Here is a 25,333-nt window from a genome sequence, read left to right as displayed (position 1 = left end):
CGAGCGCCGGCGACATTCGCCCGGCCAAGCTCCTCGCGGCTTCCGGCCGACATGAACACCGCCTCGCGACAACCCCGATGCCGCTGATCGGCGCTTCGCCAACTAAGATGAGTCGTCCCTTAGGGTTGTAGAACACCTATTTCGATAGGTCCCGAGCCCCCGTAGCTCAGGGGATAGAGCACGGCTCTCCTAAAGCCGGTGTCGCAGGTTCGAATCCTGCCGGGGGCACTCACGTTTTTGCAGGCCAAGAACCATTTCCGGGCGACCGCCAAACCAAGCTCAGTTTCCGACCAGTGGCCGACCGCTGGCCTGCCAGGCCTTCATCCCGCCCTTGAGTTCGACCACATCGGTGTAGCCCAGCGATTTCAACGCTTCGGCGGCCGTCGCGCTCATGGGGCCGGTTCGGCAGTAGATCGCAATCGGGGCACCGCGATCGGTGGGCAACCGATCCGCCTGTTCGGCCATCCGGCCGAACGGAATCGACAGGTCCGTACCGGAGATATCGCCTTCGAACGGTACGTGGACGTTGATCGTCATCCGGTCGGATTCCCCTATGGCAGAAGCGAATTCATCAGGATCGACCAGTCTATGGGGCACAACGCTCGCCACTGAGGCTCCAGCGGAGGCGGCCGGTGGCGCCTCGGCGGGTGAGCCACACGATGCCAGCGACACCGAGGCAACGACCGCCAGAGCACCGATGCACGTCCTTGTGAACATGCCCAGATGATACCCCTAGGGGGTACTTGCGCTCCAGTCTTCGGCGGTGCTACGTTCGCGGTGTCAGATACCCCTAGGGGGTATTAAACGGAAGGAGCGGAATCGATGACCACTTCGTCGACCCAGGTCGATTGGCATTTGCGCGGAGAATGGTTCGACGTGTGCAGCTGCAAGTTGCCTTGCCCATGCAGCTTCGCCCAGGAGCCCACGCACGGCGATTGCCTGTTCACCTTGGTGTGGCACGTCCGCGAAGGGCATTACGGTGACACCGATTTGGCGGGTCTCAGCGTGATCGCGCTCGGCGAGTTCGCCGGCAACATGTGGATCGGCGATCCGAACGCGACGATGAAGTTGATGTTCTACATCGACGAGAAGGGCGACGCCGCCCAGCGTGACGCGCTCGAGCGGATCTTCACCGGCACGGAGGGCGGTTGGCCGGCCGAGTTCGGCAGCCTGATCGAGGAGCTGCGCGGCATCGAATACGCCCCGATCAGTTTCGAGGCCGCCGACGACCTTGCTTACTGGCGCGCCGAGATTCCCGGCAAGGTCGATCTGTTGGTGGAGGCTCTCACCGGCCCGACGGCCGACCCGAACCGACGGGTGACCACGACCAATGCGCCGGGTGCCGAGGTCGGCCCGGGCCAGGTCGCAACCTGGGGCGTGGTCAAGCAAGACCACGCCGTGGGCTTCGAGTGGTCGCACGAGCACACCGGCGCCTCGAGCAAGCACTTCCCGTTCGACTGGCGTCCCGGATCTGAAGACGTGGACGCGGGTGAGGCCAACGCGGAAGCACAGGCCTCCTGCAGCTGCGGCTGCTGAGACTGGCATTGACGCCGGCGGGGCTCCGCAGCCCCGCCGGCGTCAGATCACCGCGTACCGCGCGCTAGTTCAATCCGTTCGACAGAATCATCGACTCGCCGGTCTGCAGCCGCCCTCGATCCGACACCAGGTACAGCACGGCATCGGCGACATCCTGCGGCTCCAGCAGGCCCGGCCGGGGCCGCCCCTGGCCAAACACTTCTTCGACGTCTTCGAGGCCCGGGTTCTCCAGGTCGGGCCGAATCATCTTGTAGGTCGCCAGGTTGTGGATCATCGGCGTGTTCACCCCGGACGGCAGCACGGCGTTGACCGTGATGCCGTATTCGGCGACCTCGAATGCCACCGATTTCACCAGCGCCACCACTCCGGCCTTCGCCGCGGCATAGTGCCCCGAGTTGGTGGCTCCGCTATTCGCCACGATCGACGACGTCGCGACGATCCGCCCGGCCCGGCGCTCGATCAGATGTGGCAGCACCGCGCGGAAGGTGTTGAACACCCCGGTGAGGTTGATGTCGATCATGGTCTGCCACCGCTGCTGCGACATGGTCGCGATCGGCCCACTACTGGCGATCCCGGCATTGGCCAGCACCACGTCGATACCGCCGAACCGAGAGACCGCGGCGTCCACGACCGATTGCATTGCCGCCAGGTCTCGGACATCGGCTGTCACCGCCAGGCAGCGCCGGCCGAGCGCGGACACCTCCTCGACTGTCCGTTCCAGGTCGGCCTGAGTCGGCAGCGGATAGTCGACAGATTCGACCTGTGCGGCGACGTCGCAGACCACGATGTCAGCGCCTTCACGCGCCAGAGTGAGGGCATGCGCGCGCCCCTGCCCGCGCGCTCCCCCGGTCACCAGAGCCGTCTTGCCGTCCAGCGCTCCCACGAATACCCCTCCTGTAGTTCGGCCTACAGATGGAGACCACGAGCGCCGGCAAAACTCGTCGCCTTCCCCGCTCACACCACCGGACTCACGTGTCACACCCGTCGGCTGGCAACACCCCGAGAAGCCATTCGCGAGCCTTATTTGATCTGGCAAATGAATTCAATGGCCTGACCGGGAAGAGCTGCCTGAGAGCAAATCCGCTGCACCACGCGGTGCCAGGCAGTTTTCAGGAATATCGTGAGATGCACTAATGTTATCTACAGACGGGGGTCTTGGGCTCACACACAGCTAACAACTCCGGAGGCGAGAAAGATGCGTTCGAAACTGATCAAAGCCGCTGCAGTCGGGCTGGGCACGTTGGCCGTGCCGGTCGGCGTGGCAGTCGCGGGTGCGGCCCCGGCATCGGCCGGTCCCGAGATCTGCGCGAGCGGACCGTACGGCTACGTACAGGCTTGCGTCGAAGGACCCGGCTGGGGCCGTTGGAACGGGTGGGACAACGGTTGGCATGGTCGCGGCCACGGCCACGGCCACGGTCACGACGACTGATTCGGCTTTAACCACGGGTAACGCCGTGGCGGGAATCCATCATGGATTTCTGCCACGGCGTTATTTGTTTCGACGTCTCGAGTCACTCTCTTAGTTGTAGTAGCGTCACCGCCATGGAGGACGTGTGGATTCTCGGCGGCTACCAGAGCGATTTCGCCCGCCATCTGACCCGTGAGCAGGTCGACTTCGCCGGGCTCACCCGCGAGGTCGTCGACCACACCCTGAACAGCGCCAGGATCGATGCGACCGGCATCGGCGTCGTGCACGTCGCAAACGCCTTCGGCGACCTGTTCGCCGGCCAGGCCCACCTCGGCGCCATGCCGGCCACCGTGCATCCCGACTTGTGGGAAACCCCGGCATCACGGCACGAGGCGGCGTGCGCGTCGGGCAGCGTTGCGACGCTCGCCGCAATCGCCGACCTGCGCTCCGGTGCCTACGACAGCGCCTTGGTCATCGGGGTGGAATTGGAGAAGACGGTGCCCGGCGATACCGCCGCCGCGCACCTGGGCGCCGCGGCCTGGACCGGTCACGAAGCCGACGATGCCCGGTTCGTGTGGCCATCTATGTTCTCCGACGTGGCCGACGCGTACGACCGGCGCTACGGACTGGACGCCGAGCACCTGCGCGCCATCGCGGCGCTGAACTTCCGCAATGCCAAGACCAATCCCAATGCCCAGACCCGCGACTGGATGGTGCCCGACCCGATCGGAGGCGACGACGTCACCAATCCGGTGGTGGAGGGGCGACTGCGCCGGTTCGACTGCAGCCAGATGACCGACGGCGGTGCCGGCCTGGTTCTCGTCAGCGACACGTATCTGCGCACTCACCCACACGCCCGGCCGATCGCCCGTATCGACGGCTGGGGCCACCGCACGGTCGGTCTGGGGCTGCGCCAAAAACTTGACCGCAGTGCGAAAGATCCGTACCTGCTGCCGCACGTGCGCAACGCTGTGCTGGACGCTTTCGGCCGGGCCGGCGTGACGCTCGACGATCTCGACGGGTTCGAGGTCCACGACTGCTTCACCCCCAGCGAGTACCTGGCCATCGATCACATCGGCCTCACCGGGCCCGGCGAGTCCTGGAAGGCCATCGAGAACGGCGAGATCGAGATCGGCGGGCGGCTTCCGATCAATCCCAGCGGCGGACTGATCGGCGGCGGTCACCCCGTCGGCGCGTCGGGGGTACGGATGCTGCTCGACGCCGCCAAGCAGGTCAGCGCCACTGCGGGGCCATACCAGGTCGACGGTGCAAAGACCTTCGGCACCTTGAACTTCGGCGGCAGCACCGCCACCACCGTCAGCTTCGTCGTGGGAGGAGCCCAGCAATGAACACCGAGGTTGTGGCCAAGTACCTGTCCACCCTGCCCGAGGACGACGACCATCCCTACCGCACCGGGGCGTGGCGTCCGCAGACCACCGAATGGGATTCCGACGATCTGCAGGTCATCGACGGCGAGATCCCAACCGACCTCGACGGTATCTACCTGCGCAACACCGAGAACCCACTGCATCCGGCGTTGCAGACCTACCACCCGTTCGACGGTGACGGAATGCTGCACATCGTCGGCTTCCGCGACGGAAAAGCGTTCTACCGCAACAGGTTCATCCGCACCGACGGCCTCCTGGCCGAAATCGAGGCCGGTGGACCGCTGTGGCCGGGTATCGCCGAACCGATCGAACTGGCCAAACGCGACTACGGCTGGGGCGCGCGGACTCTGATGAAGGACGCCTCCAGCACAGACGTGACCGTGCACCGCGGCGTCGCACTCACCAGCTTCTACCAGTGCGGCGACCTGTACCGCATCGACCCGTACACCGGCGATGCCCTGGGCAAGGAGGACTGGGGCGGAGCGCTTCCCGCCGAATGGGGTGTCTCGGCGCATCCCAAGGCCGACGACGCCACCGGTGAACTGCTGTTCTTCAATTACGGCAAGCAGACGCCGTACATGCACTACGGGGTGGTGGACGCCGACAACCGGCTGGTCCACTACGTCGATGTGGAACTGCCGGGGCCCCGGATGCCGCACGACATGGCATTCACCGAAAACTATGTGATACTCAACGACTTTCCGTTGTTCTGGGATGCGAAATTCCTCAAGAGCAACGTGCATCTGCCCAAGCTGCACCGCGACCTTCCCTCCCGATTCGCGGTGCTCCCCCGGCGCGGCGCGGCCGGCGACGTCAAGTGGTTCGAAGCCGACACCACCTACGTCCTGCACTTCACCAACGCCTACGAAGACGGCGACGAGATCGTGCTCGACGGGTTCTTCCAGGGGAACGCGACACCGGCCCTGGCACTCGACAAGATGCAGACCCGGCTGCACCGCTGGCGGTTCAACCTGGTCACCGGAGCGACCCGCGAAGAGCAATTGTCCGACAGCATCACCGAATTCGGCATGATCAACCCCGGTCACGCCGGGCGCAACTACCGCTACGCCTATGCCGCCACCGGGAAGCCGGGCTGGTTCCTGTTCGACGGATTGGTCCGCCACGACCTGCACACCGGATCCGAACAACGCTATGCCTTCGAGGACGGCGTGTACGGCAGCGAGACCGCGATGGCGCCGAGGGTCGGCAGCCTGAGCGAGGATGACGGCTATCTGGTCACCATCACCACCGACATGAATGACGACGCCTCCTACTGCCTGGTATTCGACGCGGCCCGCGTTTCCGACGGACCGGTGTGCAAACTTGCTCTGCCGGAACGGGTTTCCAGCGGAACCCACTCCACTTGGGCGCCCGGTGACGAGCTTCGCCGATGGCTGGTGCGTGACTGACACGGAGACGCCGACCGGCGGGACCAACGCTGTCGGGCAGATGTTGGCTCTGGTCGGAGATGAATGGACGCTGCTGGTGATGCAGCAGGCCCTGCTGGGCGCCACCCGTTACGGAGAGTTCCGGACCCGGCTGCCGATCTCCAACTCGGTGCTGACCCGCCGTCTCGGCTCTCTGACCGAAGACGGGTTGCTGCAACGCCATCGCTATCAGGAGCGGCCTCCGCGTGACGAATACCTGATCACGGAGCGAGGCAGGACGTTGTGGCCGGTGCTGGTGTCCATCTGGGAGTGGGAACGGCACTGGGTGACCGAGCACCGCGAGCCACTGCCGGCCATGCGGCACGTGCCCTGCGGTGCCGACTTCACCCCGATACTGACATGTGGGAGCTGCAGTGCCCCAAGCACTTCCGATGAGGTGACCGCCGTGTGGGGTCCGAGCGGAGGCTGGCCGCGGTCCCTGCCCATGGTGGCGACGCGGCGCCGCTCCGAGGACGATCGGCGCGATTCCCCGTCGGGCCTGTTCCCCCAGACCATGAGCGTGCTCGGGAACCGCTGGGCATTTGCGATCCTGGTCGCCGCCTTTACGGGAACCAGCAGGTTCTCCGAGTTTCAACGGGCGTTGGTCGCTCCGCCCGCATCACTGGCCGACCGCTTACAAACGTTCCGGGGCAACGGGATTCTCACCACCACCGACGAGGACCCGCAGTACCGGCTGACCCCGAAGGGCGCCGCATTCCTTCCTGTGCTCGTCACGGCGCTGGCCTGGGCGCAACGGTCGTTCCCGGCACCCGAAGGCCCAGCCGTGATCCTCACCCATAGCGGCTGCGGCCACACGTTTTCCCCGGTGCTGACGTGCGATCAGTGCGATGATCGGCTCACCGGAGCGTCGGTGTCCGCCGTCGAATTGTGATGGCCAGCGCCACCATCAGGGCGATACCGGTGAGCGCAACAGCGACCCACACCGGCCCGAGGTTTCCCGCTGGGCCTGCGAGCGAGGCAGCAGCCAGTGCCGGGCCGCAGGTGGCTCCGACATTCAGCGCCGCCGTCGCGTACGAGCCGCCCATTGTCGGAGCCCCGGATGTCTCGTAGAGGACGCGCGCAATGAAGGTGCTGCCCACGGCGAAAGCCGCGATTCCCTGGACGAAGACCAGAACCAGCAGCGTCACCGGATGAGCGGCCCAGGCCGCCAACGCAATCCAACCGAGCAGCAACAGCGGGCCCCCAGCCCAGATCACCAAGCGTGGATGACGGTCGGACAACCGGCCCGCCACGGTGACACCGATGAAAGACCCGAATCCGAAGAGCACCAACACCACGGGCAACCACAGCGGACGGAGACCGGCGGTGTCGGTCACGATGGGCGCCAAGAATGTGAACGCGGCGAACGTGCCGGCATTGACGAGGGCCGCGAGAAGCATCGCCAATCCCACCGCAGGCGATTTGAGTTGGGCGAGCTCATCACGCAGTGGCGTTCCATCGGCGGGGACCGAATTGCCTTCAGCCCGAGCGGGAATCCCCTTCAGAATGCCGAGCGCGGCGGGCAAGCACAACAAGGAAATCGCCCAGAACGCGGATCGCCACCCCAACAGCGCACCGAGCATCGCGCCTCCCGGCACGCCCGCGATGGTGGCCATCGTCGTCCCGCCGAGCAGGACCGACAACGCGCGTCCCTTCCGGTCGGCCGCTACCAGCGTGGCGGCCGTGCTGAGCGCCACCGCCAAGAATCCGGCGTTGGCCAGGGCGGCGATCACGCGGGTGCCGAGGAGGACCGGGAAGTTCGGTGTCAGCGCGCCGACAACATGGCAGAGCGCAAACACGACCACACATCCGAGCAGGCTGGTCCGGGCCGGCCACCGACGCGCGAGCGCGGCCATGACCGGGGCGCCGATGACCATTCCGATGGCAAATGCGGAGGTCAGTAGGCCGGCAGCGCCGACCGTGACGCCGAGACCGGCGGCGATATCCGGAACAAGCCCGGCGAGCATGAATTCCGAAGTGCCCATGGCGAAAACCGCCAGGGCCAGAAGATAGAGAGCAAAAGGCATCGAGAACTCCGGGGCAAGAGAATGAACAGGAGACGTCTCGTCACCACGGCCAGCACCCGATCGGTGCGGAAAACTGAAGAGTCAGTGATTCAGGGGGCTGACGGCGTGACCGAAAGCCCCCATCTTGTGTGCTTCCGGGCTCGACATCCCGCCACCCTACTAAACACCCGGCGCAGGAACGCAACCGATTTCGTCCGCACCTGGGCCGGCCGACCTCCGACGAGACGGTTGCTGTTGGTTGCGCCGGGCCTCCCCAGGTCGGTGAGGCAGACGCTGGGACCGTCGTCCTGTTGGCCCTCCCCAACACGCGGCCGCATCCCGGTCGAGCCCACGCCGACGCCATCACGATTTCGCCCCAGCGCCCGCCGCACGGGAACTATCACACCCCGGCAAACCTCTCTGACATGCAGGAACCATCGGAAAATCGCGCGGAAAACTTCTGGCACTCTCCGGTGTCGAGTGCTAATATCGGCGGTGCACAGTGATTGGCTGTCCGCCAGGGTGGCGGGCTCTGAGATCGCACGGGAGGTGAATTACTGTGCTTCGTTTTGATCCGTTCAGCGACCTTGATGTGTTGACCAGAAGTTTGCTGTCAAATGATTCAGGGTCAACACGCACGCCCCGGTTCATGCCGATGGACCTCTGCAAGATTGGCGACCACTACGTCCTGACCGCCGACCTTCCCGGTGTCGATCCGGGCTCGGTGGACGTGAACGTCGACAACGGCACACTCACCGTCTCGGCACATCGAACCGCCCGCTCGGAAGAATCTGCGCAGTGGCTCACCAATGAGCGGTTCTTCGGTAACTTCCGACGCCAGTTGTCGCTCGGCGACGGGATCGATACGTCGGCGATCTCCGCCACGTACGAGAACGGTGTCCTCACCGTCACCATCCCGATGGCCGAACGTGCCAGGCCCCGCAAGATCGAAGTGGCCCACGGCGCCGACCGCAAGTCGATCGAGACCACCACTGTCGATGCGGACTAGTTGATCCCGCCGCGGCGGTCCAGCCTGAACTTCAGGTTGGACCGCACCGCGGGCCATTCGATGTCCAGGATCGAGTACACGACGGTGTCACGGCGGGAGCCGTCGGACAGCAGCTGGTGGCTGCGCAGCACTCCGTCCAGCTTGGCACCGAGCCGCTCGATGGCCGCACGGCTGGCGAAGTTGAAGAAGTGTGTGCGGAATTCCACTGCCACACAGTTCAACTCATCGAAGGCATGGCCGAGCATCAACAGCTTGGTCTCGGCGTTGATGCCGGTACGCCGCGCTGCGGCGGTGTACCAGGTGTGCCCGATCTCCAGCCGGCGGTTCGGGCCGTCGACATGTAAATAGCTCGACGATCCCACCAGGCTGCCGTCGAGGTTGCGCACCACGAAGGTCACGCCGTGATCGGCCGCGCGCAGTTCGAAAATGCGCTGCACCCACTCGGCGGCACCGCCCGGCCGCGGCGTCATCGTGTACCAGAGGGAGCCCAACTCTCCGTCCGCGGCCACCGCGTCGATCTCGGGGATGTGCTCGGCCGTCAACGGTTCCAGCGTCACCCAACGCTGCCCAGCCAACTCCACGGGCGTCACGAATTCGCTCACCTTTGTCCCAACGTCGACAGGAAGGACCACACCGAACACAACCCGGCCAGCACCGCCATGGCGCCGCCGACATACAGCCCGTAACCCGCGTCCACGGGTCCTTTGACATTGAGCGTGTAGTACCACACCGTCAACGCTACGACGGCCAGCGAAATCAGCAGGCCCACAGCCGAAGCCCACCGCTGCGACAGCCCGCGCCCTGCCATCGCACCGGCCACGATCAATCCGGCGCCCAACAGGACGATCAGCTGCCCGGCGCCGAAACCACGCGGCAGCACGATGCTTCCCACTGCCCCGCCGATCGCATTGGCCCGGCCGCCACCCTCGGCGCTGGTGGTCAGCCACGGCAGCCACGCAACCACGACCAGGACTGCAGCGCACAGGGCTATCAGCCACCCCGGGGCCACGCGCCACCCTGGACGCAGACTAACCATGACGACGAGACTATCGGTTGTGACCGAACTTCCCGACTGGGCCAGACGGCTCGACCTCACCCCGCACCCCGAGGGCGGGTGGTACAGAGAAACGTGGCGCAGCGACCTGACAGTGAGCCAGTCTTCGCTGCCGCCGGGTTACTCCGGACCGCGCAGCGCAGGCACCGCGATCCTGTTCCTGCTGATGCCCGGCCAACAGTCGGCCTGGCACACCGTCCGTAGTGCCGAACTGTGGTTCCACCATCGGGGTAGCCCGCTGGTCCTGGAGATCGGGGCGGACCGGAACACGGCGGACACGCAACTGCTGGGCCCGGACATCGAAGCCGGGCAGCACCCGCAACTGCTGGTGCCGCCCGGCCATTGGCAGCGCGCCAAGCCGCGCGACGACGAACCCACCCTGGTCAGTTGTGTGGTGGTGCCCGGCTTCGACTTCGCCGACTTCGCGCTCAGCCCTGCAGCGACGTCAGATTGAACCCGGCACCGGTCGGATCCGTCACCGCGGCCAACCGGCCGTAGGGCGTGTCCTCGGCCGGCCGCACCACCGAACCGCCGTTGGCCACGATCACCTCGATCGTCTTGTCCACATCTTCGGCACCGAAGAACGTGGTCCACGCTCCTGGCGCACCCTCGGGGATGAAGGCCGAACCGTCCATCACACCGACCAGCGCCTCCCCGTCGAAACTCGCCGTGCTGTAACGGAACTCATCAGTATCCGACACGACCTCGGTGCTCCAGCCGAACACCTTGCGGTAGAAGTCCAACGCCCCGACGTAGTCGCGCGTGGTCAGCTGGTGGTACGCCGGTGCGCCGGCCTCGTTGAACAACGCGAAGCCCTCATGTCCGGCAGGCTGCCAGATGCCATAGAAGTCGCCGGCTGGATCGGTCATCATCGCCATCCGCCCCTTCGCCGGGATGTCCATCACCCCACCGCAATTACCGCCACCGGCACCCGTGGCCGCCGCCACCGTGGCTTCGGCGTCCGCGGTGTGCAGATAGGTGGTCCAGGCGTCGGGGGCGTTCCACTGCGGGTCGTTGCGCATCAGCCCCGCCACCACATTGCCGTCGACGGCTGCGGTGACGTAGCCGCCGTACTCGGGGCCGCCGGTTTCGAATGTCCAGCCGAATACCGCGCCGTAAAACTGCTGGGCACGCTCCGGGTCGGAAGTGGTCAAGTCGATCCAATTGGGAGCGCCCAGCGGCAGGCTCTGACGGGTAACCACGATATGTCTCCTTCACGGGATGGGTCGGTCGCTAAGTTTGACCATCGCCGCGCGGAAAACTCATCGGTAGCGGGCAGAAATCCTCGCGCGGTGTTCGGTCGGTGAGCCGTACAGCGATCGATTGAGCGCGGCCCGCTTGAGGTAGACGTGCACGCCGCTCTCCCAGGTGTAGCCGATCCCGCCGTGCAACTGCATGGCCTTGCCGGCCACGTCCACCGCGGCCTCGGTGGCGTAGGCCTTCGCCATTGAAATTGACACCGCGTCGCTGTCGGCCGCGAGGGCGGCATTCACCAGTTGCCGGGCCACCGAGATCGTGACGAGCATGTCGGCACACGCGTGCTTGACGGCCTGGAACGAGCCGATCGGCCGGCCGAACTGCTGACGGACCCCGGTGTAGGACACTGTGGCGTCGAGCATGGCCTGCGCAACGCCCAGGCTGTCGCAGGCCACCGCGAGCGCGGCACGCTCGGTGAGTGCGCGCAAGCCGGCCTCAGCATCACCGTCGAAGCGCCACACCGCGTCCTCGTCGACCTCGACGCCCTCGGCCGTCACGATTGCCAGGCGGCGGGTTTCGTCGAGCACCGGTTGCTCGGTGATCGTCAGCCCCGGGGCGTCGGCGGCCACGTCCACCAGAACTGCCACCCGGTCGGCGTCACGTGCGGGCAGCAGCAGTCGCTGGGCTCCCGCCGAGTCGGACACGAAAGCTGCCCGGCCGTGAACGCGCCAGCCCAGACGAGTGGTGGCCAATTCGAAGGGTGCCGATTCGCCTGTCCCCGGTAGGGCGAGAGCGGCCCGAGAGCTTCCGGCGACGATGTCCTGCAGCAGCGCGTCGCGTGAGGCGTTGGGCTGCATCGCATTCAGAGCACCGATGGCCAGCACGGCACCGCCCAGGTAGCCGGTGGCCGCAACCGCCCGGCCCAACTCCTCACAGATCACGGCGACCTCGGCGAAGGTGGCGCCGGCACCACCGGCCGCTTCGGGGGCATCCAGCCCCACCCAGCCGGCCGAGACCAGCAGTGGCCAGTCGACGGCGTCCTTGGCCAGCAGATCAGCGGCTACCGAACGTAGTTCGTCGTGTATCTCTGAGAATTCGCTCATCACACCGCACTCGGTTCTCTCGGCAGGCCCAGACCGCGCTCACCGATGATCGTGCGCTGGATCTCGCTGGCGCCACCGGGAATGGTCCATTCCCACGATCCGATGAAATCGAGCATCCAGGCGCCCGACTCCCAGCCGCTGGATGCCGGTTTGGCCAGCACAGTATGGGCATTCAGCCCGCCGATCTCCGCGCCGAAACCCGTCATCCGCTGCAGTAATTCGCTGTAGTAGAGCTTGACGATCGACGCGTCGGCCGGCCCGGCCTCGCCCGCCTCGGTGCGCTCCACCAGATCCCGGCAGAGCCCGCGCAGGCCGGTCAGCTCGATCTCGAACTGCGCCAACCGATCCGCCACCACCGGATCGTCTGTGGGGGCCGCGTCCAGCAACCACTTGAAGCCCGCGTTGCCCAGCCGTTCAGACAACTCCAGCATGGTCATGCCACGCTCGGCGCCGAGCGTGGCCTGTGCGACCTGCCATCCCTTGTTCACCGGACCGACCAGATTGGCCGCCGGTACGGCGACGTCGTTGAGGAAGATCTCACAGAAATGCGAATCCCCCACCGCGTTCCGGATGGGCCGCACGTCGATACCGGGCGTGGCCATGTCCATCAAGAAGTACGAAATACCGTGCCGCTTGGGCGCTTCCGGATCCGTACGGGCCAACAGCAGACACCAGTCGGCATGCATCGCACCGCTGGCCCACAGCTTCTGACCGTTGACGATGAAGTTGTCACCCTCAGCGCGGGCTGTTGTGCGCAGAGCAGCCAGATCGGAACCGGCCTCCGGCTCGGAGAACCCCTGCACCCAGATCTCGCCGTCGAGTATGGCCGGTAGATGCCTTCTGCGTTGCTCGTCGGTGCCCGCGGCGATCAGGGTGGAGGCGGCGTGATGGATGCCGACGAAAGCGAGCACCAGCCTGGGCGCATCGTGCGCGGCCAGTTCCTGGTACAGCACGATCTGTTCGGGCACGCCCATGCCGCCGCCCCATTCGGCCGGCCAGTGTGGCACCGCGTATCCGGCAGTGTGCAGCTCGGCGAACCAGGCCTTCTGGAAGGACGCGAACTCATCGTCGCTGACACCGGTCTGGTTGGAACGCCAGTCTTTCGGGACATGAGCTGCGCACCAGTCCCGCACAGTGACGCGGAACTCGTCTAGGTCGGTCATGACGAAAACAATCCGGTCAGCCCACGCCGGCCGAGCCGGTCCGTCAGAGTCTCACGGGTCTTCGACACACCGAAGGGCAAGCGACGCAACGGCTGACTGTAGCGCGAGAGCCACGAGAGCACGGTCTCGTCGCAGAATCCCACAGCCCCGTGCAGCTGGTGGCAGACCCGGAACACCACCTCGGCGGCCTCGATCGCGGCCAGGCGCAGTGCCAGCGCATCGTTGATCGCCTCGTCGGCCGGGTTCGTGCCCACACTCCACAGCGTGTACTTGGCCAGCATGTCGACGCCGCTGCGCTCCACCTCCGCATCGGTCAGCTGGAACTGCACCCCCTGGAACGACGACAACGTCTGCCCGAACTGCTTACGCAGGCTCACGTGCGCGGTGGTCAGATCGATGGCCCTGTCCAGCATTCCGAGCAGGGTCCAGGACGGCAGGGTCAGGGCCAGAGCCACATCATTGTGGCCGGCGCCGTCGACCGCCGAAAGTTCGAGGGCGGTGGCGAACGACGGTCCAGTGGCGACTGTCTTGGTCACGGTGAGGCGGCGGCCGTCCAAAGTGACGGTGGCCCAACGGTTGTCCAGCCCCTGCAACGCAGCCTCGGGCACGGCCGCGTCGACGACCATCAAGCCGTCGACATCGAGGTCTTGCGGGCGCGACAATCGCTCGGCGACCGGATAGGGCAACGCCCAATAGCCGGCGCTGCGGCACACCGCGGCCGCCGCCTCCAATGAATCGGCATCGGAGCGGGGTTCGAGTTCGAAGGCACCGAGGCTCTCCAGCACGGGCGTCACCAGCGCGGCCCGGGTGTCGGGCTTCGCGTCGGCCTCGACCAACAGTTGATCGCCGCCGGCAGCCTCGAACGCCTTCACCGCCTGGCGACCGAACTCTTTGGCGTCGTCGCTGAGATCGAGAATCATCGCCGTCACGCCTTTCCGGCCAGCATGGTCCGCGACAACAGGATGCGCTGCATCTCGATGCTGCCCGAGGACACGGTCGACGCCTGCGAGTACCGCCAGTGGTCTTCGACCTCCGCCCGGAAGTACTCGGCTTGGCTGTCACCACCGCGCGGCACCGCCCCGGCAATCTCCATGAGCACCTCCGCGCTCTCCTGATCCAAGCGCGTCACCGCGATCCGATATGCCGCCGAGTCACCGGGATTCACCCGGCCGGTCGCCTGCATCGACACCACCCGGTAGGCCATCAACCGAGCCCTGCGGCAGTGGGTGAGCATCCGGGTCCACCGGCCCCGCAGCTCGGCCGGCAACTCTTCCCACTTGGCGCCGAGTACCCCTGGGGCAGCCTGCAGCAGCCGCTCGCAGCGCGCATAGCGGGCGATGCCGACGCGCTCGAAGGACACCACGTCCTGCACCATCGACCAGCCCTGATCCACGGTCCCGAGCACATCCGCCTCGGTGACCAACAGGTCGTCGAAGAACACCTCGTTGAGATGATGCGGACCCATCATGGTGCGGATCGGACGCACCTGGATACCCGGTGAATCCATCGGCACCAGGAAGATCGTCATGCCCTGCTGCTTTTTCTCACCTTTTGAGGTGCGGGCCAACAGGAAGATCCACTGGGCCATGGTGGCGTACGAGGTCCAGATCTTCTGGCCGTTGACCCGCCAGCCGTCGCCGTCCCGGCGGGCGAAGGTGCGCAGCGAAGCCAGGTCCGAACCCGACTCCGGCTCGGAAAACCCTTGGCACCAGATCACTTCGCCGTTCGCGATCGGGGGCAGGTGCTTGCGCTGCTGCTCCTCGGTGCCGTGCCGCATGATGATCGGACCCACCCAGTTGACGCCCATGTACTGCGCGCCACGCGGTTCGTGGTGTGCCCACATCTCCTCGCGCACCACCGTCTGTTCCCAGACCGACGCGCCACCACCGCCGAACTCCTTCGGCCACGACATACACAGCAGATGCTGCTGCGCCAATGTCCGGCAGAACTGCTGGGCCACCGCCAGATCGGCGGGGTCATCGGTGAACGCGCCGAGAAAGTCGGCGGGCACCTCGTCGGCGATCAACGCACGCAGCTCACCGCGCAGCGTGTCGGCCGCCTCACCAAAATCGAAATCCACTCCTGGCCTTTCTGTTCCGACCGTCAGCCGGCGATATTTCGCGCGTCCAACTCGGCGAGCACTGCGGCGGTGTCCGCGCCCAGTTCCGGTGCGTACCCCGCGATCCGGCCCGGTGTCCTGGAGAACCAGGTGGGCACGCCGGGCATGCGCACCCGACCGTGCTGGGTGTCGACGCTCTCGAACAACCCGACGGCGTTGAGGTGCTCGTTCTCGAACAGCTCATCGGGTGTGAGCATCGGCGCCGCCGGAATCTCCAACTCCGCGAACAGATCCAGCCACTCCGCGGTGGTGCGCTCCTTGAGCGTCTGGGCCACCAAGCCGTATACCGTGTCGATCTGGCGGGCCCGCTGCTCCAAGGTGGCGAACTCGGGGCCATTCCAGCTCGGCTGCACCCGGTCGATGAAGGTGTTCCAATGCTTGTCGTTGTAGATCAGCGCCGCGATGTGACCGTCCTTGGTCTCATACGGCCTGCGGTTCGGGGTGACCGCCCGGGGATAGATCGCAGGCCCCAGCGGAGGGTCGAACATGGCGCCGTTGGCATGTTCGACCAGCATGAAGGAGGCCATGGTCTCGAACATGCTGACCTCGACCTCCTGCCCCTCGCCGGTGCGCTCACGGTGGAACAACGCCATGGTGGTGGCGTAGAGCGCGGTCAGGCCGGCCACCTTGTCGGCCATGATGGTGCCGACATAGGAGGCCTCACCGGTCAATTGCTGTTGCACCGCAGGCAATCCGCACTCGGCCTGAATGGTGTCGTCGTACGCCGGGCGGTCGGCGTCCGGGCCGCGCCGGCCGTAGCCATAGCAGTTTGTGTACACGATGCCCGGGTTGATCGCGGCCACATCGTCATATCCGAAGCCGAGCTTGGCGACGGCCTTGGCCCGCATCGAGTGGATGAACACATCGGCATCGGCGATCAGCGCCCGCAGGTCGGCCTTGCCCTGCTCCGATCGCAGATCCAGCACCACGCTGCGCTTGCCGCGGTTGACGTTGACGAACACCCCGCTCATGCCCGGCGCGGGTCCGACCGAGATGTAGCGGGTGTTGTCCCCCGCCGGCGTCTCCACCTTGATGACGTCGGCGCCCATGTCGGCCATGATCTGCGTGCAGTACGGACCCATCACCATGGCCGTGAGGTCGATGACCCGAACCCCTTGCAGTGGACCGGTTGTCATGATCGGACCCCCTCCACCGCTCGACCGAAGCTGTAGCGGATGTGCTCGGAATGCCCGTCGGGGACGACCGGGAAGATCACGGGTTCGCTGACGTCGCGGATGCGGTCGATCTGCTCGCCGACCTCCTCCACGGTCCACGATGGCCGATACACGCCTGGCGACTCAGCGATGACGGCGCGGGCCAGCCTTCCGGCGATCGCCACGAAGAATTCACCGGTCACCGAGCAGGAGTCATGCGCCAGCCAGCCCACGGCCGGTGCCACCAGGTTCGCACCCATCGGCGGGTACGCCGAGGTGTCAAGCCCCTCGGCCATCCTGGTCACCGCGCCCGGCACTATCGCATTGCACACGACGCCCTCGGCAGCACCCTCCAGTGCCACCACATTGCACAGCCCGAGGATCCCGGCCTTGGCCGCGGCGTAGTTGGCCACCTCATGGTTGCCGTACAGCCCGCCGATCGACGAGGTCAGCACCATCCGGCCGTAGCCGGCCTCGCACATCAGTGGAAATGCCGGGCGCACAACGTGGAACGCACCGCGCAGATGCACGTCGAGCACCGCATCGAAGTCGTCGTACGTCATCTCCTTCAACGAGCCACGGCGCACCGTGCCCGCGTTGTGGATCAGGATGTCGACGCGGCCGAAGTGCTCGACTGCCTTGCCGATGATCGCCTGACCGCCTTCGGCGGTGGCCACCGAATCAGTGACGGCGACGGCTTCTCCACCGGCCGAAACAATTTCGTCGACCACCTGCTGCGCCGGCGCCGCGTCGGCGCCGTCCCCGGCGAGACTGCCACCTGGGTCGTTGACGACGACCTTCGCCCCCTTCGAGGCCAGCAGCAGCGCATACTCACGGCCCAGGCCCCGGCCTGCACCGGTGATGACGGCGACGCGCTCGTCGAATCTGAGTGTGCTCAAGCGAACGGTTCCTCGCCTTCGAGCTTGGTGCGCTGCAACAACCGACCGGACATCGGGTCGTATGGGGTGGCCCGGTGCATGGTCCCGGTGTTGTCCCAGATCACTAGATCTCCGACGGTCCAGCGGTGCCGGTAGGTGAAATCTGGCTGAGTGGCCCAATCCCGCAGCCGCACCAGCAGTTCGATGCTTCTCCGGAAGTCGATCGGGCCGTCGGCGTCCACGATGTGGCGTGCGGTCGCGCCGAGCAACAGCGACTTGCGGCCGGACTGATGCGTCCACACCAACGGCAGCTCGCGGTCACCGATCGCCATCATGCGGCGCAATGACTTCGCACTCGGTTCAGGGTCGTAGTAGAACAGCGTGTTCCACGCCGAGTGCATCACCCGCAGCCCCTCGATGTCGGCCTTGTCCTCGTCGGATAGGTCGTCATAGGCGGCATAGGTGTTGCAGAACTCGGTGTCGCCCTCCTCGGGGTTACCCAATGCCACGCTCTGCAGCAGCGAGGCCAGGATCGGCACCTCGTTCATGGTGCCGTCGATGTGCCAGTACAGCGAGCCCTTCAGATAGTCGGCCTGCTTGTTCACCTCGGTGTCCAGCGACACCTTGTAGAGCTTTCCGCCCTGGTTCTCGGCGGCGAACGTGCCGAGGGTCTCGGTGAACGCGATCTGCTCGTCGTCGGTGAACCCGATCTGCGGGAACACCAGCACCCCGCGCTGCTCAAGCAGCTCCCGGATGCGCCCGGCATGCTCGCCGGAGAGCAGCGTGGCCTTGTCGGCGCGGATCTCGGTTCCGATGCGCGGCTTGATGTCCCGGGTTTCGAGCGCGGTCGTCGTCGTCATGTGGTGAGCTCTAATCCGTCGAGATCGCCCTTGGCGCGCCATTCCGCGATCAGATCGTCGAAGGCGTAGAAGCCCGGCGAATAGAAATCGCCCAGGAAGGCGCCGTTGCGTTCCGCGCCACCGCGTCCTTCGTTGTTGTAGTAGCCAGGCGTGCAAGACAATTCAAACGCCGAGTTGTCGATCGACAGTTCACGAACCGTCGACACCCAGGTATCCTGGCCCTCCTGGCTGGGCTCCACGGTAGTGGCACCCCGGTTCTGCGCCTCGCCGATGATGTAGGCGATGTGCTTGGCCTGCTGTTCGAACATTGCCGTGGTGTTGGCCGACACGCCGCCCTGAATGAAGCCCATGAAGAACTGGTTGGGGAATCCGCGGCTGGTCATGCCGTGCAGTGTCTTGTAGTCGTTCTGCCAGTAGTCGAACAGCTCGAGCCCTCCACGCCCGACGATGCGCTCGATCGCGAACCGGCGGCTGATCTCGGTGGAGATCTCGAAACCGCTCGCGAAGATCACGCAGTCGACCTCGTATTCGACACCGTCGGCAACGATGCCCTTCTCGGTCAGCCGTTCCACGCCCTTGGTGGCCGAGACGTCGACGAGTTTCACGTTGGGTCGGTTGAACGTGGCCAGATACTGCTCGCTGGAAGTCGGCCGCTTGCACATGAAGCGGTAGTACGGCTTCAACGCCTCAGCCGTCGCGGGATCCTCGACGATCTCACCGACGAGTCGGCGCAGCCGCTCCATGATCTTGAAGTCTTCCTCTTCGCGGAAGGCCATGATCTGCTCGATGGTCACTGCTGCCGGGTCATCGCTGGCGGCGATCCGGGCGGTCAGATTGCGCCCGAGCTCGGTCCAGAAGTCGCACACCAGGTCAGGCTCACCGAACACCACCCCGACGAACGGCGACCAGTTGTGGAAGTTGCGCTTTCGTTCTTCCTGCCAACCCGGTTGCAGCGACGCAGCCCATGCCGGATCGGTGGCTGGGTTGGACCGCGCATCAACTGAGGACGGTGTGCGCTGGAAGACGAACAGTTGCTGGGCATCGCGGCCGAGGTGCGGTACCAACTGGATTCCCGTTGCACCGGTGCCGACGAGAGCGACGCGCTTGTCGGCCAACTTGTGCAGGCCGCCGTCAGCGTCGCCGCCCGTGTAGTTGTAATCCCAACGCGCGGAATGGAACACATGACCCGAAAAGTCCTTGATCCCGGGGATACCCGGCAGCTTCGGACGGTTGTAGGAGCCTTGCGCCATGACCACGAACCGGGCCCGGATTTCGTCGCCCCGGTCGGTGCTGATCTGCCAGCGCTGCGTCGCGTCGTCCCAGCGCAGTTCACGCACCTGGGTGGAGAAAAGCGCACCGTCGTACAGCCCGAAGTGCTTGCCGATGTTGCGGCAGTGCTGGAGGATCTCGGCGCCGTCGGCGAATTTCTTGCTCGGCATGAAGTCGAGCTCTTCGAGCAGCGGGATGTAGCAGTAGGCATCGTTGTCGCACTGGATTCCGGGAAAGCGGTTCCAGTACCAAACCCCACCGAAGTCGCCGGCCATCTCGATGACACGGATCCCCTCGACACCGGCCTTCTTCAAATACGCCCCGGCCAGCAGGCCGGCGAAGCCGCCGCCCAGGATTACGACGTCGGCCTCCTCGACGATCGGATCACGTTCGGTCACCGTGGTGTAGGGGTCGACCTCGTAGAACTCGGCGAATTCGCCTTCCAGCTCCAGGTACTGGTCGGCACCTTCGGTCCGCAGCCGCTTGGCCCGCTCGGCGGCGTACTTCTCCCGGATCGCGTCGATGTCGATGTCGGTGGGGGTTTCGGTGGGCCCGCAACCTTTCTGAGTTTGGCTCATACGTTGGCCTTTTCGGGCAGCGCCGCGGCATGCAGCGGCGCGGGCATGTCGTGCACCGCGGGCAGCACCTCGGCGGCGAACAGCTTGGTGGACTCCATGGCCTTCTCGTACGGCATCGTGCCGAACTGCGGGACGATGGTGACCTCGGCAAACGAGCAGGCTTCCTGCGCGGCCTTGAGCTTGGTGAACACCGTCTCGGGCGTGCCGATCAGCAGGTTGGAGGCGTGGTATCCGGGCGGGCCGCCCTTCTTCTGGTTGCCGACCTCCGAGGCCAGCACGGCCGTCGCGCTGGCTTCGCGGGCGGCGTAGGCCTCGTATCCCTTGACACCCTTGAAGTTCGACGCGTCGGCGAAACCGTAGTGCACATTGACGTCCCGGTTGGCAGTCCAGATCCACTCTTCCGTTTGAGCGACCTCATCCTCGGAACCCACGCAGTACATGAACATCACGTTCTTGGGCTGACAGGGCCCCAGCCCCTCCTCGGCACGGAAGGTGTTGACCTTGCGCACTTCCTCACCCGCGTCGGTGATGGGCTTGTTGCCCACGAACAGCGGAACCATGCCGCGCCGGGACAGGATCTCCAGCGACTCGGCGGTCGAGGACGAGCTGTAGATGCGATCGAACAAGTCGGTGCTGATCGGCTCGGGGCGCAGCGACATCTCCGGGAAGCTGAAGATCTTGCCCTCATAGGAGAATCGTTCGCCGGAGAAGGCCAGCTTGAGGATGTCCAGCGTCTCGTTGAAGCGGTCGCGGCTCTCTTCGCGGGGCACGCCGACCGCGGCGAACTCACCCTTGGACACCCCACGCCCCAGGCCGATCGTGGTGTAGCGGCCATTGGAGACGATGTCGAGATAGGCGATCTGAGTGGCCAGCCGGATCGGGTTCCACCACGGCACCACCGCCACGAAGGTGCCCAGGCTGACCCGCTCGGTGCGTCCGGCGAAATAGGTCAGGGCCTGAATCGGGTTGGGCGTCATGCCATATGGCGTCCCATGGTGCTCGGGGAACCAGATCCCGTCGAAGCCCAGCGGTTCGGCGAGGTCGCCGAGTGCCAGCGCGGCCTGCACGCACTTGTAGTCCGGTGTGGCGGGCGGGGTGCTGAAGTCGCCGGCGAGCACGCGCTCCCAGTCGTGGGAGTTCTGCGCCCCGGTACCCAGATTGACCTTCATGTTTCGCTCCTTATTGGGCGATTTGTGTGCGTTTAGCGGCGCTGACCGCCGGTGAATGCACACAAATCACTGGATCTCGGTGGGCTCTCCGGTGCCCATGTACTTGGAAAGTTGGTGATGCAGGTTGACGGTGCTGCGTTCGCGGTACGGATTGGGCTTGGTGCCCGGAAATCCTGCCGACTTCATGCCCTGCTGCACAGCGGCCATGTTCGAGAAGTCCTGAGGCAGCACCGAGCGCCAGTTCGGGCTGTCGGCCGGGGTGTACTCCCATTCGGTCTGCGGCTCTTCCCCTTTGGGGTAGAGCTCGAACACGCTCACCTCGAAGATGCACTTGTCCGGGTCGTAGCTCGGATCAGGGCGGGCGCTGTAGCACAGCGCACTGGTCAGGCCCTGGCCGATCTGGAAGTTCGGGAAGATCTGCCAGGCGGTGCCGCTCTGCCCGAGGATGTCGGGCGGGATGGTCGGCCAGACCACGCCGCGGGCCTCGTCATCGCGACGAGCCGAGGACAGCCAATGCTCGAGCACCTTGTCGGCGGGCGTGCCTTCGGGCAGTTCGTCGACGAGTCGTTTGGCGGCGTTGACCAGTGTCTGCGTGGTGGTCGCGTTGGTCTCTTCCATGGTGTAGACCTGCATCTCAGCTGTGGAGATGCGGGGATCACCGGTGCCGAGCCGGATCTTGGACTTGGTCTCCTCCATGTCCTTCGGCGCGTCATAGCCGATGTTGGAGTGTTTGCCCTGCGCCTTGGCCCAGCCCTTGAACTCACCGAACTTGTTGAACTCGGGGTGGGTGGTGAACACGTGGTAGGTCTCGTTGAAAGCCTCCATCGCGACTTTCCAGTTGCAGTCGAACTTCAGCCATTTGCGCCACTTGTAGCGCATGTTCTCCAGACCGAACGGGTCGAGGATCTTGGCCGCCGGAAACAGGAAGTCCGCCAGCGGTTCACAGTCGGGGTCCATGTTGATGAACAGCCAGCCACCCCAGGTGTCGACCCGGATCGAGGCCAGGTGGGTGTTCTCCGGGGTCAGGGTGCCCTGCCAGTCGTCCTGCTCACGGATATGGGTGCAGGCGCCCTCGAGGTCGTACGTCCAGCCGTGGAACCCGCACATGAACGACTTGCGAGTGCGGGCGCAGGCGTTCTTGGCGCCGGCAGGCGTGTCGATCAGACGCCGTCCACGGTGCATGCAGACGTTGTGGTGCGCGGCGAAGGTGTCCACGCCCGTTCGTACGATGAGAATTGAATCGTCGAGAATGTCGTAGGTGAGGTAGCTGCCTACCTCCGGCAGGTCCTCGACGCGGCCGACCTGCTGCCACACCTTGCGCCACAACCGATCCCGCTCGTTACGCGCGTATTCCGGTGAGATGTAGGCATCGACCCCGATGGTCACGGGGCTGGAAAGCTCTTCGGTCACTAATGCCTCCTTATGGCCGCGCGGAAGTCGTCGTCCTTGAGGAACAGCGAGGTATTGTCGGCGCCGAGATGAGTCCAGCGCAGGTTGAGCCCACCGTCGACCAGGATGGTCTGGCCGGTGATGTAGCTCGACAGATCGGAGAGCAGAAACAGGATGGCCCCGGCCTGCTCCTCGGGGGTTCCGCGCCGGCCCATCGCGATGGCCCGGTGGTCACGGTCCGGGTCAGCGTCGACATAGGTTGCCGATGCCGCGGTTTCGGTGACGCCGGGGGCGACGGCGTTGACCCGGATCCCTTCTGCGGCAAGCTCGGCCGCCATAGTGCGGGTCGCCGCGACGATCGCGGCCTTCGCGGTGCCGTAGGCGACGTGATACGGCGCAGTGTTCATCCCGCTGATCGAGGACACCGACACGATCGAGCCTGGAGTGCCCTCCGCGCGTAGCGCCCCCGCGACGGCCTGACTCATGAAGAACATGGTTTCCAGGTTCGCGGTGAACAATTCCCGCCAGTCGGCGCGTGACACCCGCGTGGCCGGCATCCAGGTCGACGGGGCGGCGCCGCCGGCGACGTTGACCAACCCGTAGAGCGTGCCGTCCGCCCGTCGTGCGGTGTCGAGGACCATCGCGATGCCGTCGTCCGTCGACGCATCGGCCGCCACTGTCACCACATTCAGGCCCTTGTCGGCCAGCGGTGCAATGTGCGTGTCGAGGTTGTCCTGCGATCGACTCACCGCCACGACCGTGGCCCCGGCCTCGGCCGCCATTCGCGTGACCGTGGTGCCGATGCCGCCACCGCCGGCACCCGACACCACCACGACCCGGCCGTCCAGGCTCAGGGAGCTCTCCATACGTGACCCTTATCGACCTATTTGTCCGGACAACATATTGCGATCTTCATATTGGAGAACACTATTCCCCAGCACTTATGCACCGTCAAGGGCCGATATGAACATATGGACCGCTATTGTCTGGACTACGTGGAGTTGCTAACGTCCGAGGTCATGAGCGCGCTATCGGTATCTGATGCCAGGTACACCGCAAACCCCACGGTCGCCGGGAATTGGAAGCTGGAGCAGGTCACCGCACCCAGCAGGCTTTTCGGCGCGAACGGCCTGCGCACCGGCGCCGACGGACGGATCTACATCGCCCAGGTGACCGGCAGTCAGATCAGCGCCCTCGACCCGGCGACCGGGCGATTGGAAACCGTCAGCGCCAAGGGCGGCGACATCATCGCTCCCGACGACGTCGCGTTCGATGCCGACGGCAACCTGTATGCCACCGAGGTGATGGACGGCCGGGTCAGCGTGCGCGAGGCCGGAGGTCGCACACGTGTGCTGCGCGACGACATCCCGTCGGCCAACGGCATCACGTTCCACCAGGGTCGGTTGTTCGTCGGCGAGTGCCGCGAGGGCGGCCGGCTCATGGAGTTCGACCTGGCCGGTGGCACCCCGCGCATCCTGCTGGAGGACGTGCCCTCGCCCAACGCCATGGAGGTCGGCCCCGACGGGCTGCTCTATTTCCCCGTGATGGGCGCCAACGAGATCTGGCGGTTGGACCCTGATGGAGGTGAGCCCCAGGTGGTGGCAGGCGGGCTCGGGGTTCCGGACTCGGTCAAGTTCGACGCCGACGGCCAGATCGTCTCCACCCAGGTTGCCAGCGGCCAGGTGCTGCGCATCGACCCGCGCAACGGCGAGCAGACACTGCTGGCGCAGTTGAACCCCGGCCTGGACAACTGCACCTTCGTCGGGGACCGGTTGTTCGTCTCCAACTTCACCGGTGAGATCACCGAGATCTCGTCCAGCGGCGCCAAAGCACTGCTGCCTGGCGGGTTGAACTGGCCGCTGGATCTGACCGTGGGCACCGACGGCGCGTTGTACATCGCCGACGGCACCTACTTCTACCGGGTCGGCCCAGACGGGGCACTGCAGACCGTCGCCATGCTGTTCTCACCCGGCTACCCAGGGTTCCTCCGCGGCGTGACCGCCTCGGGTCCAGGCGAATTCATCGTCACCACCGCCGCCGACACCGTGGCTCGTTTCCGCCCCGAAGGCGCCCAGGAGGAGGTGAGCGAGGTACTCGCTGGCGGTATCGACCAGCCCTACGGCGTGACGCCGGCCCCCGACGGCTCGGTGTTGGTGGTCGAACAGGGCGCGGGACGGCTGCTTTCGGTACGCGACGGATCCGTCACGGTCCTGGCCTCGGGACTCGACACTCCTGTCGGGGTCGCGATCGGACCCGATGGTGCGCCGCTGGTGTCGGTGGCCGGCGCCGTCGTGAGCGTGAATGGTGGCGAGGTCAGGCCACTCGTCGATGGATTGCACACACCGCACGGCATTCTGGTGCGCGACGGTGCGCTGTACATCGTCGACTCCGGCGCCAAAGAGGTTGTCGAGTACGACCTGGACAACGCTGCCCGCACCGTCATCGCCGCCGGGCTGCCGGTCGGGCCGCCACCGGGGGTAACGCCAAAACCCCTGAAGGGCATGCCGCCGTTCTCCGGCCCGCAGGGCCCGTTTGCCGGGATCACCGCGGGAGCCGATGGGACGCTCTACATCTCAGGTGACGGCGACGGCAGCGTGCTGGCGCTGCGCCGGGACTGAACAAGAAC

Annotated in this window: 25 protein-coding genes and 1 tRNA gene; 9 read left to right on the top strand and 17 right to left on the bottom strand. The window is 65.7% G+C overall.

The window, feature by feature from the left end:
* The first annotated feature begins 155 nt into the window (after positions 1–155).
* Positions 156–228, top strand: a tRNA-Arg gene (locus ACZYZF_RS24320).
* Between the two features lie 51 nt (positions 229–279).
* Here the strand turns inward: ACZYZF_RS24320 and ACZYZF_RS24315 are convergent.
* Positions 280–717 (bottom strand): rhodanese-like domain-containing protein, encoded by a 438-nt coding sequence (locus ACZYZF_RS24315; protein ID WP_463747220.1) that lies wholly within the window; start codon positions 715–717, stop codon positions 280–282.
* Between the two features lie 105 nt (positions 718–822).
* Between ACZYZF_RS24315 and ACZYZF_RS24310 the strand changes: the two genes are divergently transcribed.
* Entirely contained in the window at positions 823–1,536 is a 714-nt protein-coding gene (locus ACZYZF_RS24310) for a DUF1326 domain-containing protein (protein WP_463747219.1), read from the top strand.
* A 64-nt stretch (positions 1,537–1,600) separates the two neighbouring features.
* Here the strand turns inward: ACZYZF_RS24310 and ACZYZF_RS24305 are convergent, their stop codons facing one another.
* A complete protein-coding gene (locus ACZYZF_RS24305) occupies positions 1,601–2,419 on the bottom strand; it encodes a mycofactocin-coupled SDR family oxidoreductase (protein ID WP_463747218.1) in 819 nt (272 codons plus the stop codon).
* 312 nt (positions 2,420–2,731) lie between these two features.
* Between ACZYZF_RS24305 and ACZYZF_RS24300 the strand changes: the two genes are divergently transcribed.
* The 4 genes from ACZYZF_RS24300 (at position 2,732) to ACZYZF_RS24285 (ending at position 6,651) form a co-directional block, all read left to right on the top strand.
* Positions 2,732–2,965, top strand: coding sequence for a hypothetical protein (locus ACZYZF_RS24300; protein ID WP_463747217.1), 234 nt, complete (start codon positions 2,732–2,734; stop codon positions 2,963–2,965).
* A gap of 113 nt (positions 2,966–3,078) precedes the next feature.
* Complete coding sequence (locus ACZYZF_RS24295; protein WP_463747216.1) at positions 3,079–4,293, top strand: acetyl-CoA acetyltransferase; 1,215 nt, start codon at positions 3,079–3,081, stop codon at positions 4,291–4,293.
* Entirely contained in the window at positions 4,290–5,741 is a 1,452-nt protein-coding gene (locus ACZYZF_RS24290) for a carotenoid oxygenase family protein (RefSeq protein WP_463747215.1), read from the top strand. Before ACZYZF_RS24295 ends, ACZYZF_RS24290 begins: the two co-directional genes overlap by 4 nt.
* A gap of 40 nt (positions 5,742–5,781) precedes the next feature.
* Positions 5,782–6,651: a winged helix-turn-helix transcriptional regulator gene (locus tag ACZYZF_RS24285; RefSeq protein ID WP_463837129.1), complete on the top strand. Its 870-nt coding sequence runs from the start codon at positions 5,782–5,784 to the stop codon at positions 6,649–6,651.
* Here the strand turns inward: ACZYZF_RS24285 and ACZYZF_RS24280 are convergent.
* Positions 6,617–7,786, bottom strand: a complete 1,170-nt coding sequence (locus tag ACZYZF_RS24280) for a Cmx/CmrA family chloramphenicol efflux MFS transporter (RefSeq protein ID WP_463747214.1) — start codon at positions 7,784–7,786, stop codon at positions 6,617–6,619. The two genes, ACZYZF_RS24285 and ACZYZF_RS24280, sit on opposite strands and share 35 nt — an antisense overlap.
* Positions 7,787–8,324: 538 nt before the next feature.
* On the opposite strand from ACZYZF_RS24280, the gene ACZYZF_RS24275 reads away from it, so the two are divergent.
* Entirely contained in the window at positions 8,325–8,774 is a 450-nt protein-coding gene (locus ACZYZF_RS24275) for an Hsp20/alpha crystallin family protein (protein WP_463747213.1), read from the top strand.
* Here ACZYZF_RS24275 and ACZYZF_RS24270 read toward each other — a convergent pair.
* Both ACZYZF_RS24270 and ACZYZF_RS24265 read right to left on the bottom strand, forming a co-directional pair.
* Positions 8,771–9,376: a GNAT family N-acetyltransferase gene (locus ACZYZF_RS24270; RefSeq protein WP_463837049.1), complete on the bottom strand. Its 606-nt coding sequence runs from the start codon at positions 9,374–9,376 to the stop codon at positions 8,771–8,773. The genes ACZYZF_RS24275 and ACZYZF_RS24270 overlap by 4 nt on opposite strands.
* Positions 9,373–9,810: a hypothetical protein gene (locus ACZYZF_RS24265; protein WP_463837048.1), complete on the bottom strand. Its 438-nt coding sequence runs from the start codon at positions 9,808–9,810 to the stop codon at positions 9,373–9,375. Before ACZYZF_RS24265 ends, ACZYZF_RS24270 begins: the two co-directional genes overlap by 4 nt.
* A 19-nt stretch (positions 9,811–9,829) precedes the next feature.
* On the opposite strand from ACZYZF_RS24265, the gene ACZYZF_RS24260 reads away from it, so the two are divergent.
* Complete coding sequence (locus ACZYZF_RS24260; RefSeq protein ID WP_463837046.1) at positions 9,830–10,282, top strand: cupin domain-containing protein; 453 nt, start codon at positions 9,830–9,832, stop codon at positions 10,280–10,282.
* Here the strand turns inward: ACZYZF_RS24260 and ACZYZF_RS24255 are convergent.
* The 12 genes from ACZYZF_RS24255 to ACZYZF_RS24200 form a co-directional block, all read right to left on the bottom strand.
* Positions 10,257–11,030, bottom strand: a complete 774-nt coding sequence (locus ACZYZF_RS24255) for a VOC family protein (RefSeq protein WP_463837044.1) — start codon at positions 11,028–11,030, stop codon at positions 10,257–10,259. The genes ACZYZF_RS24260 and ACZYZF_RS24255 overlap by 26 nt on opposite strands.
* Positions 11,031–11,090: 60 nt before the next feature.
* Positions 11,091–12,128 carry an acyl-CoA dehydrogenase family protein gene (locus ACZYZF_RS24250; protein WP_463837043.1) on the bottom strand — a complete coding sequence of 346 codons (1,038 nt, stop codon included), beginning with the start codon at positions 12,126–12,128 and terminating at the stop codon, positions 11,091–11,093.
* The gene (locus ACZYZF_RS24245; RefSeq protein WP_463837042.1) at positions 12,128–13,291 is read right to left on the bottom strand and encodes an acyl-CoA dehydrogenase family protein; all 1,164 of its coding nucleotides are present in this window, start codon (positions 13,289–13,291) and stop codon (positions 12,128–12,130) included. Before ACZYZF_RS24245 ends, ACZYZF_RS24250 begins: the two co-directional genes overlap by 1 nt.
* Complete coding sequence (locus ACZYZF_RS24240) at positions 13,288–14,211, bottom strand: acyl-CoA dehydrogenase family protein (RefSeq protein WP_463837040.1); 924 nt, start codon at positions 14,209–14,211, stop codon at positions 13,288–13,290. Before ACZYZF_RS24240 ends, ACZYZF_RS24245 begins: the two co-directional genes overlap by 4 nt.
* Positions 14,212–14,216: 5 nt before the next feature.
* The gene (locus ACZYZF_RS24235; protein WP_463837039.1) at positions 14,217–15,371 is read right to left on the bottom strand and encodes an acyl-CoA dehydrogenase family protein; all 1,155 of its coding nucleotides are present in this window, start codon (positions 15,369–15,371) and stop codon (positions 14,217–14,219) included.
* Between the two features lie 23 nt (positions 15,372–15,394).
* Positions 15,395–16,546, bottom strand: a complete 1,152-nt coding sequence (locus ACZYZF_RS24230) for a CaiB/BaiF CoA transferase family protein (protein ID WP_463747204.1) — start codon at positions 16,544–16,546, stop codon at positions 15,395–15,397.
* Positions 16,543–17,463: an SDR family NAD(P)-dependent oxidoreductase gene (locus ACZYZF_RS24225; protein WP_463837038.1), complete on the bottom strand. Its 921-nt coding sequence runs from the start codon at positions 17,461–17,463 to the stop codon at positions 16,543–16,545. The genes ACZYZF_RS24230 and ACZYZF_RS24225 overlap by 4 nt, the downstream gene beginning before the upstream one ends.
* A complete protein-coding gene (locus ACZYZF_RS24220) occupies positions 17,460–18,302 on the bottom strand; it encodes a TauD/TfdA dioxygenase family protein (protein WP_463837036.1) in 843 nt (280 codons plus the stop codon). The genes ACZYZF_RS24225 and ACZYZF_RS24220 overlap by 4 nt, the downstream gene beginning before the upstream one ends.
* Positions 18,299–20,149 carry a flavin-containing monooxygenase gene (locus ACZYZF_RS24215; protein ID WP_463837034.1) on the bottom strand — a complete coding sequence of 617 codons (1,851 nt, stop codon included), beginning with the start codon at positions 20,147–20,149 and terminating at the stop codon, positions 18,299–18,301. The genes ACZYZF_RS24220 and ACZYZF_RS24215 overlap by 4 nt, the downstream gene beginning before the upstream one ends.
* Positions 20,146–21,318 carry an LLM class flavin-dependent oxidoreductase gene (locus tag ACZYZF_RS24210; protein ID WP_463747200.1) on the bottom strand — a complete coding sequence of 391 codons (1,173 nt, stop codon included), beginning with the start codon at positions 21,316–21,318 and terminating at the stop codon, positions 20,146–20,148. The genes ACZYZF_RS24215 and ACZYZF_RS24210 overlap by 4 nt, the downstream gene beginning before the upstream one ends.
* A 66-nt stretch (positions 21,319–21,384) precedes the next feature.
* Entirely contained in the window at positions 21,385–22,728 is a 1,344-nt protein-coding gene (locus ACZYZF_RS24205; RefSeq protein WP_463747199.1) for an aromatic ring-hydroxylating oxygenase subunit alpha, read from the bottom strand.
* Entirely contained in the window at positions 22,728–23,573 is an 846-nt protein-coding gene (locus ACZYZF_RS24200) for an SDR family NAD(P)-dependent oxidoreductase (RefSeq protein ID WP_463837032.1), read from the bottom strand. The genes ACZYZF_RS24205 and ACZYZF_RS24200 overlap by 1 nt, the downstream gene beginning before the upstream one ends.
* A 153-nt stretch (positions 23,574–23,726) precedes the next feature.
* Between ACZYZF_RS24200 and ACZYZF_RS24195 the strand changes: the two genes are divergently transcribed.
* Positions 23,727–25,325, top strand: a complete 1,599-nt coding sequence (locus tag ACZYZF_RS24195) for an SMP-30/gluconolactonase/LRE family protein (RefSeq protein ID WP_463837030.1) — start codon at positions 23,727–23,729, stop codon at positions 25,323–25,325.
* Positions 25,326–25,333: the final 8 nt, after the last annotated feature.

The organism is Mycobacterium sp. IDUB_24 (assembly GCF_055419385.1).
The sequence above is the reverse complement of the archived record's forward strand: the minus strand, read 5'-3'. Positions and strand labels throughout refer to the sequence as shown.

What these genes read in the sequence shown, in the direction of transcription:
- ACZYZF_RS24315 (WP_463747220.1), bottom strand. Translation starts at nt 717, where the DNA reads ATGTTCACAAGGACGTGCATCGGTGCTCTGGCGGTCGTTGCCTCGGTG.
- ACZYZF_RS24310 (WP_463747219.1), top strand. Translation starts at nt 823, where the DNA reads ATGACCACTTCGTCGACCCAGGTCGATTGGCATTTGCGCGGAGAATGG.
- ACZYZF_RS24300 (WP_463747217.1), top strand. Translation starts at nt 2,732, where the DNA reads ATGCGTTCGAAACTGATCAAAGCCGCTGCAGTCGGGCTGGGCACGTTG.
- ACZYZF_RS24295 (WP_463747216.1), top strand. Translation starts at nt 3,079, where the DNA reads ATGGAGGACGTGTGGATTCTCGGCGGCTACCAGAGCGATTTCGCCCGC.
- ACZYZF_RS24290 (WP_463747215.1), top strand. Translation starts at nt 4,290, where the DNA reads ATGAACACCGAGGTTGTGGCCAAGTACCTGTCCACCCTGCCCGAGGAC.
- ACZYZF_RS24285 (WP_463837129.1), top strand. Translation starts at nt 5,782, where the DNA reads ATGTTGGCTCTGGTCGGAGATGAATGGACGCTGCTGGTGATGCAGCAG.
- ACZYZF_RS24280 (WP_463747214.1), bottom strand. Translation starts at nt 7,786, where the DNA reads ATGCCTTTTGCTCTCTATCTTCTGGCCCTGGCGGTTTTCGCCATGGGC.
- ACZYZF_RS24265 (WP_463837048.1), bottom strand. Translation starts at nt 9,810, where the DNA reads ATGGTTAGTCTGCGTCCAGGGTGGCGCGTGGCCCCGGGGTGGCTGATA.
- ACZYZF_RS24250 (WP_463837043.1), bottom strand. Translation starts at nt 12,128, where the DNA reads ATGAGCGAATTCTCAGAGATACACGACGAACTACGTTCGGTAGCCGCT.
- ACZYZF_RS24245 (WP_463837042.1), bottom strand. Translation starts at nt 13,291, where the DNA reads ATGACCGACCTAGACGAGTTCCGCGTCACTGTGCGGGACTGGTGCGCA.
- ACZYZF_RS24240 (WP_463837040.1), bottom strand. Translation starts at nt 14,211, where the DNA reads ATGATTCTCGATCTCAGCGACGACGCCAAAGAGTTCGGTCGCCAGGCG.
- ACZYZF_RS24230 (WP_463747204.1), bottom strand. Translation starts at nt 16,546, where the DNA reads ATGACAACCGGTCCACTGCAAGGGGTTCGGGTCATCGACCTCACGGCC.
- ACZYZF_RS24220 (WP_463837036.1), bottom strand. Translation starts at nt 18,302, where the DNA reads ATGACGACGACGACCGCGCTCGAAACCCGGGACATCAAGCCGCGCATC.
- ACZYZF_RS24215 (WP_463837034.1), bottom strand. Translation starts at nt 20,149, where the DNA reads ATGAGCCAAACTCAGAAAGGTTGCGGGCCCACCGAAACCCCCACCGAC.
- ACZYZF_RS24210 (WP_463747200.1), bottom strand. Translation starts at nt 21,318, where the DNA reads ATGAAGGTCAATCTGGGTACCGGGGCGCAGAACTCCCACGACTGGGAG.
- ACZYZF_RS24200 (WP_463837032.1), bottom strand. Translation starts at nt 23,573, where the DNA reads ATGGAGAGCTCCCTGAGCCTGGACGGCCGGGTCGTGGTGGTGTCGGGT.
- ACZYZF_RS24195 (WP_463837030.1), top strand. Translation starts at nt 23,727, where the DNA reads ATGAGCGCGCTATCGGTATCTGATGCCAGGTACACCGCAAACCCCACG.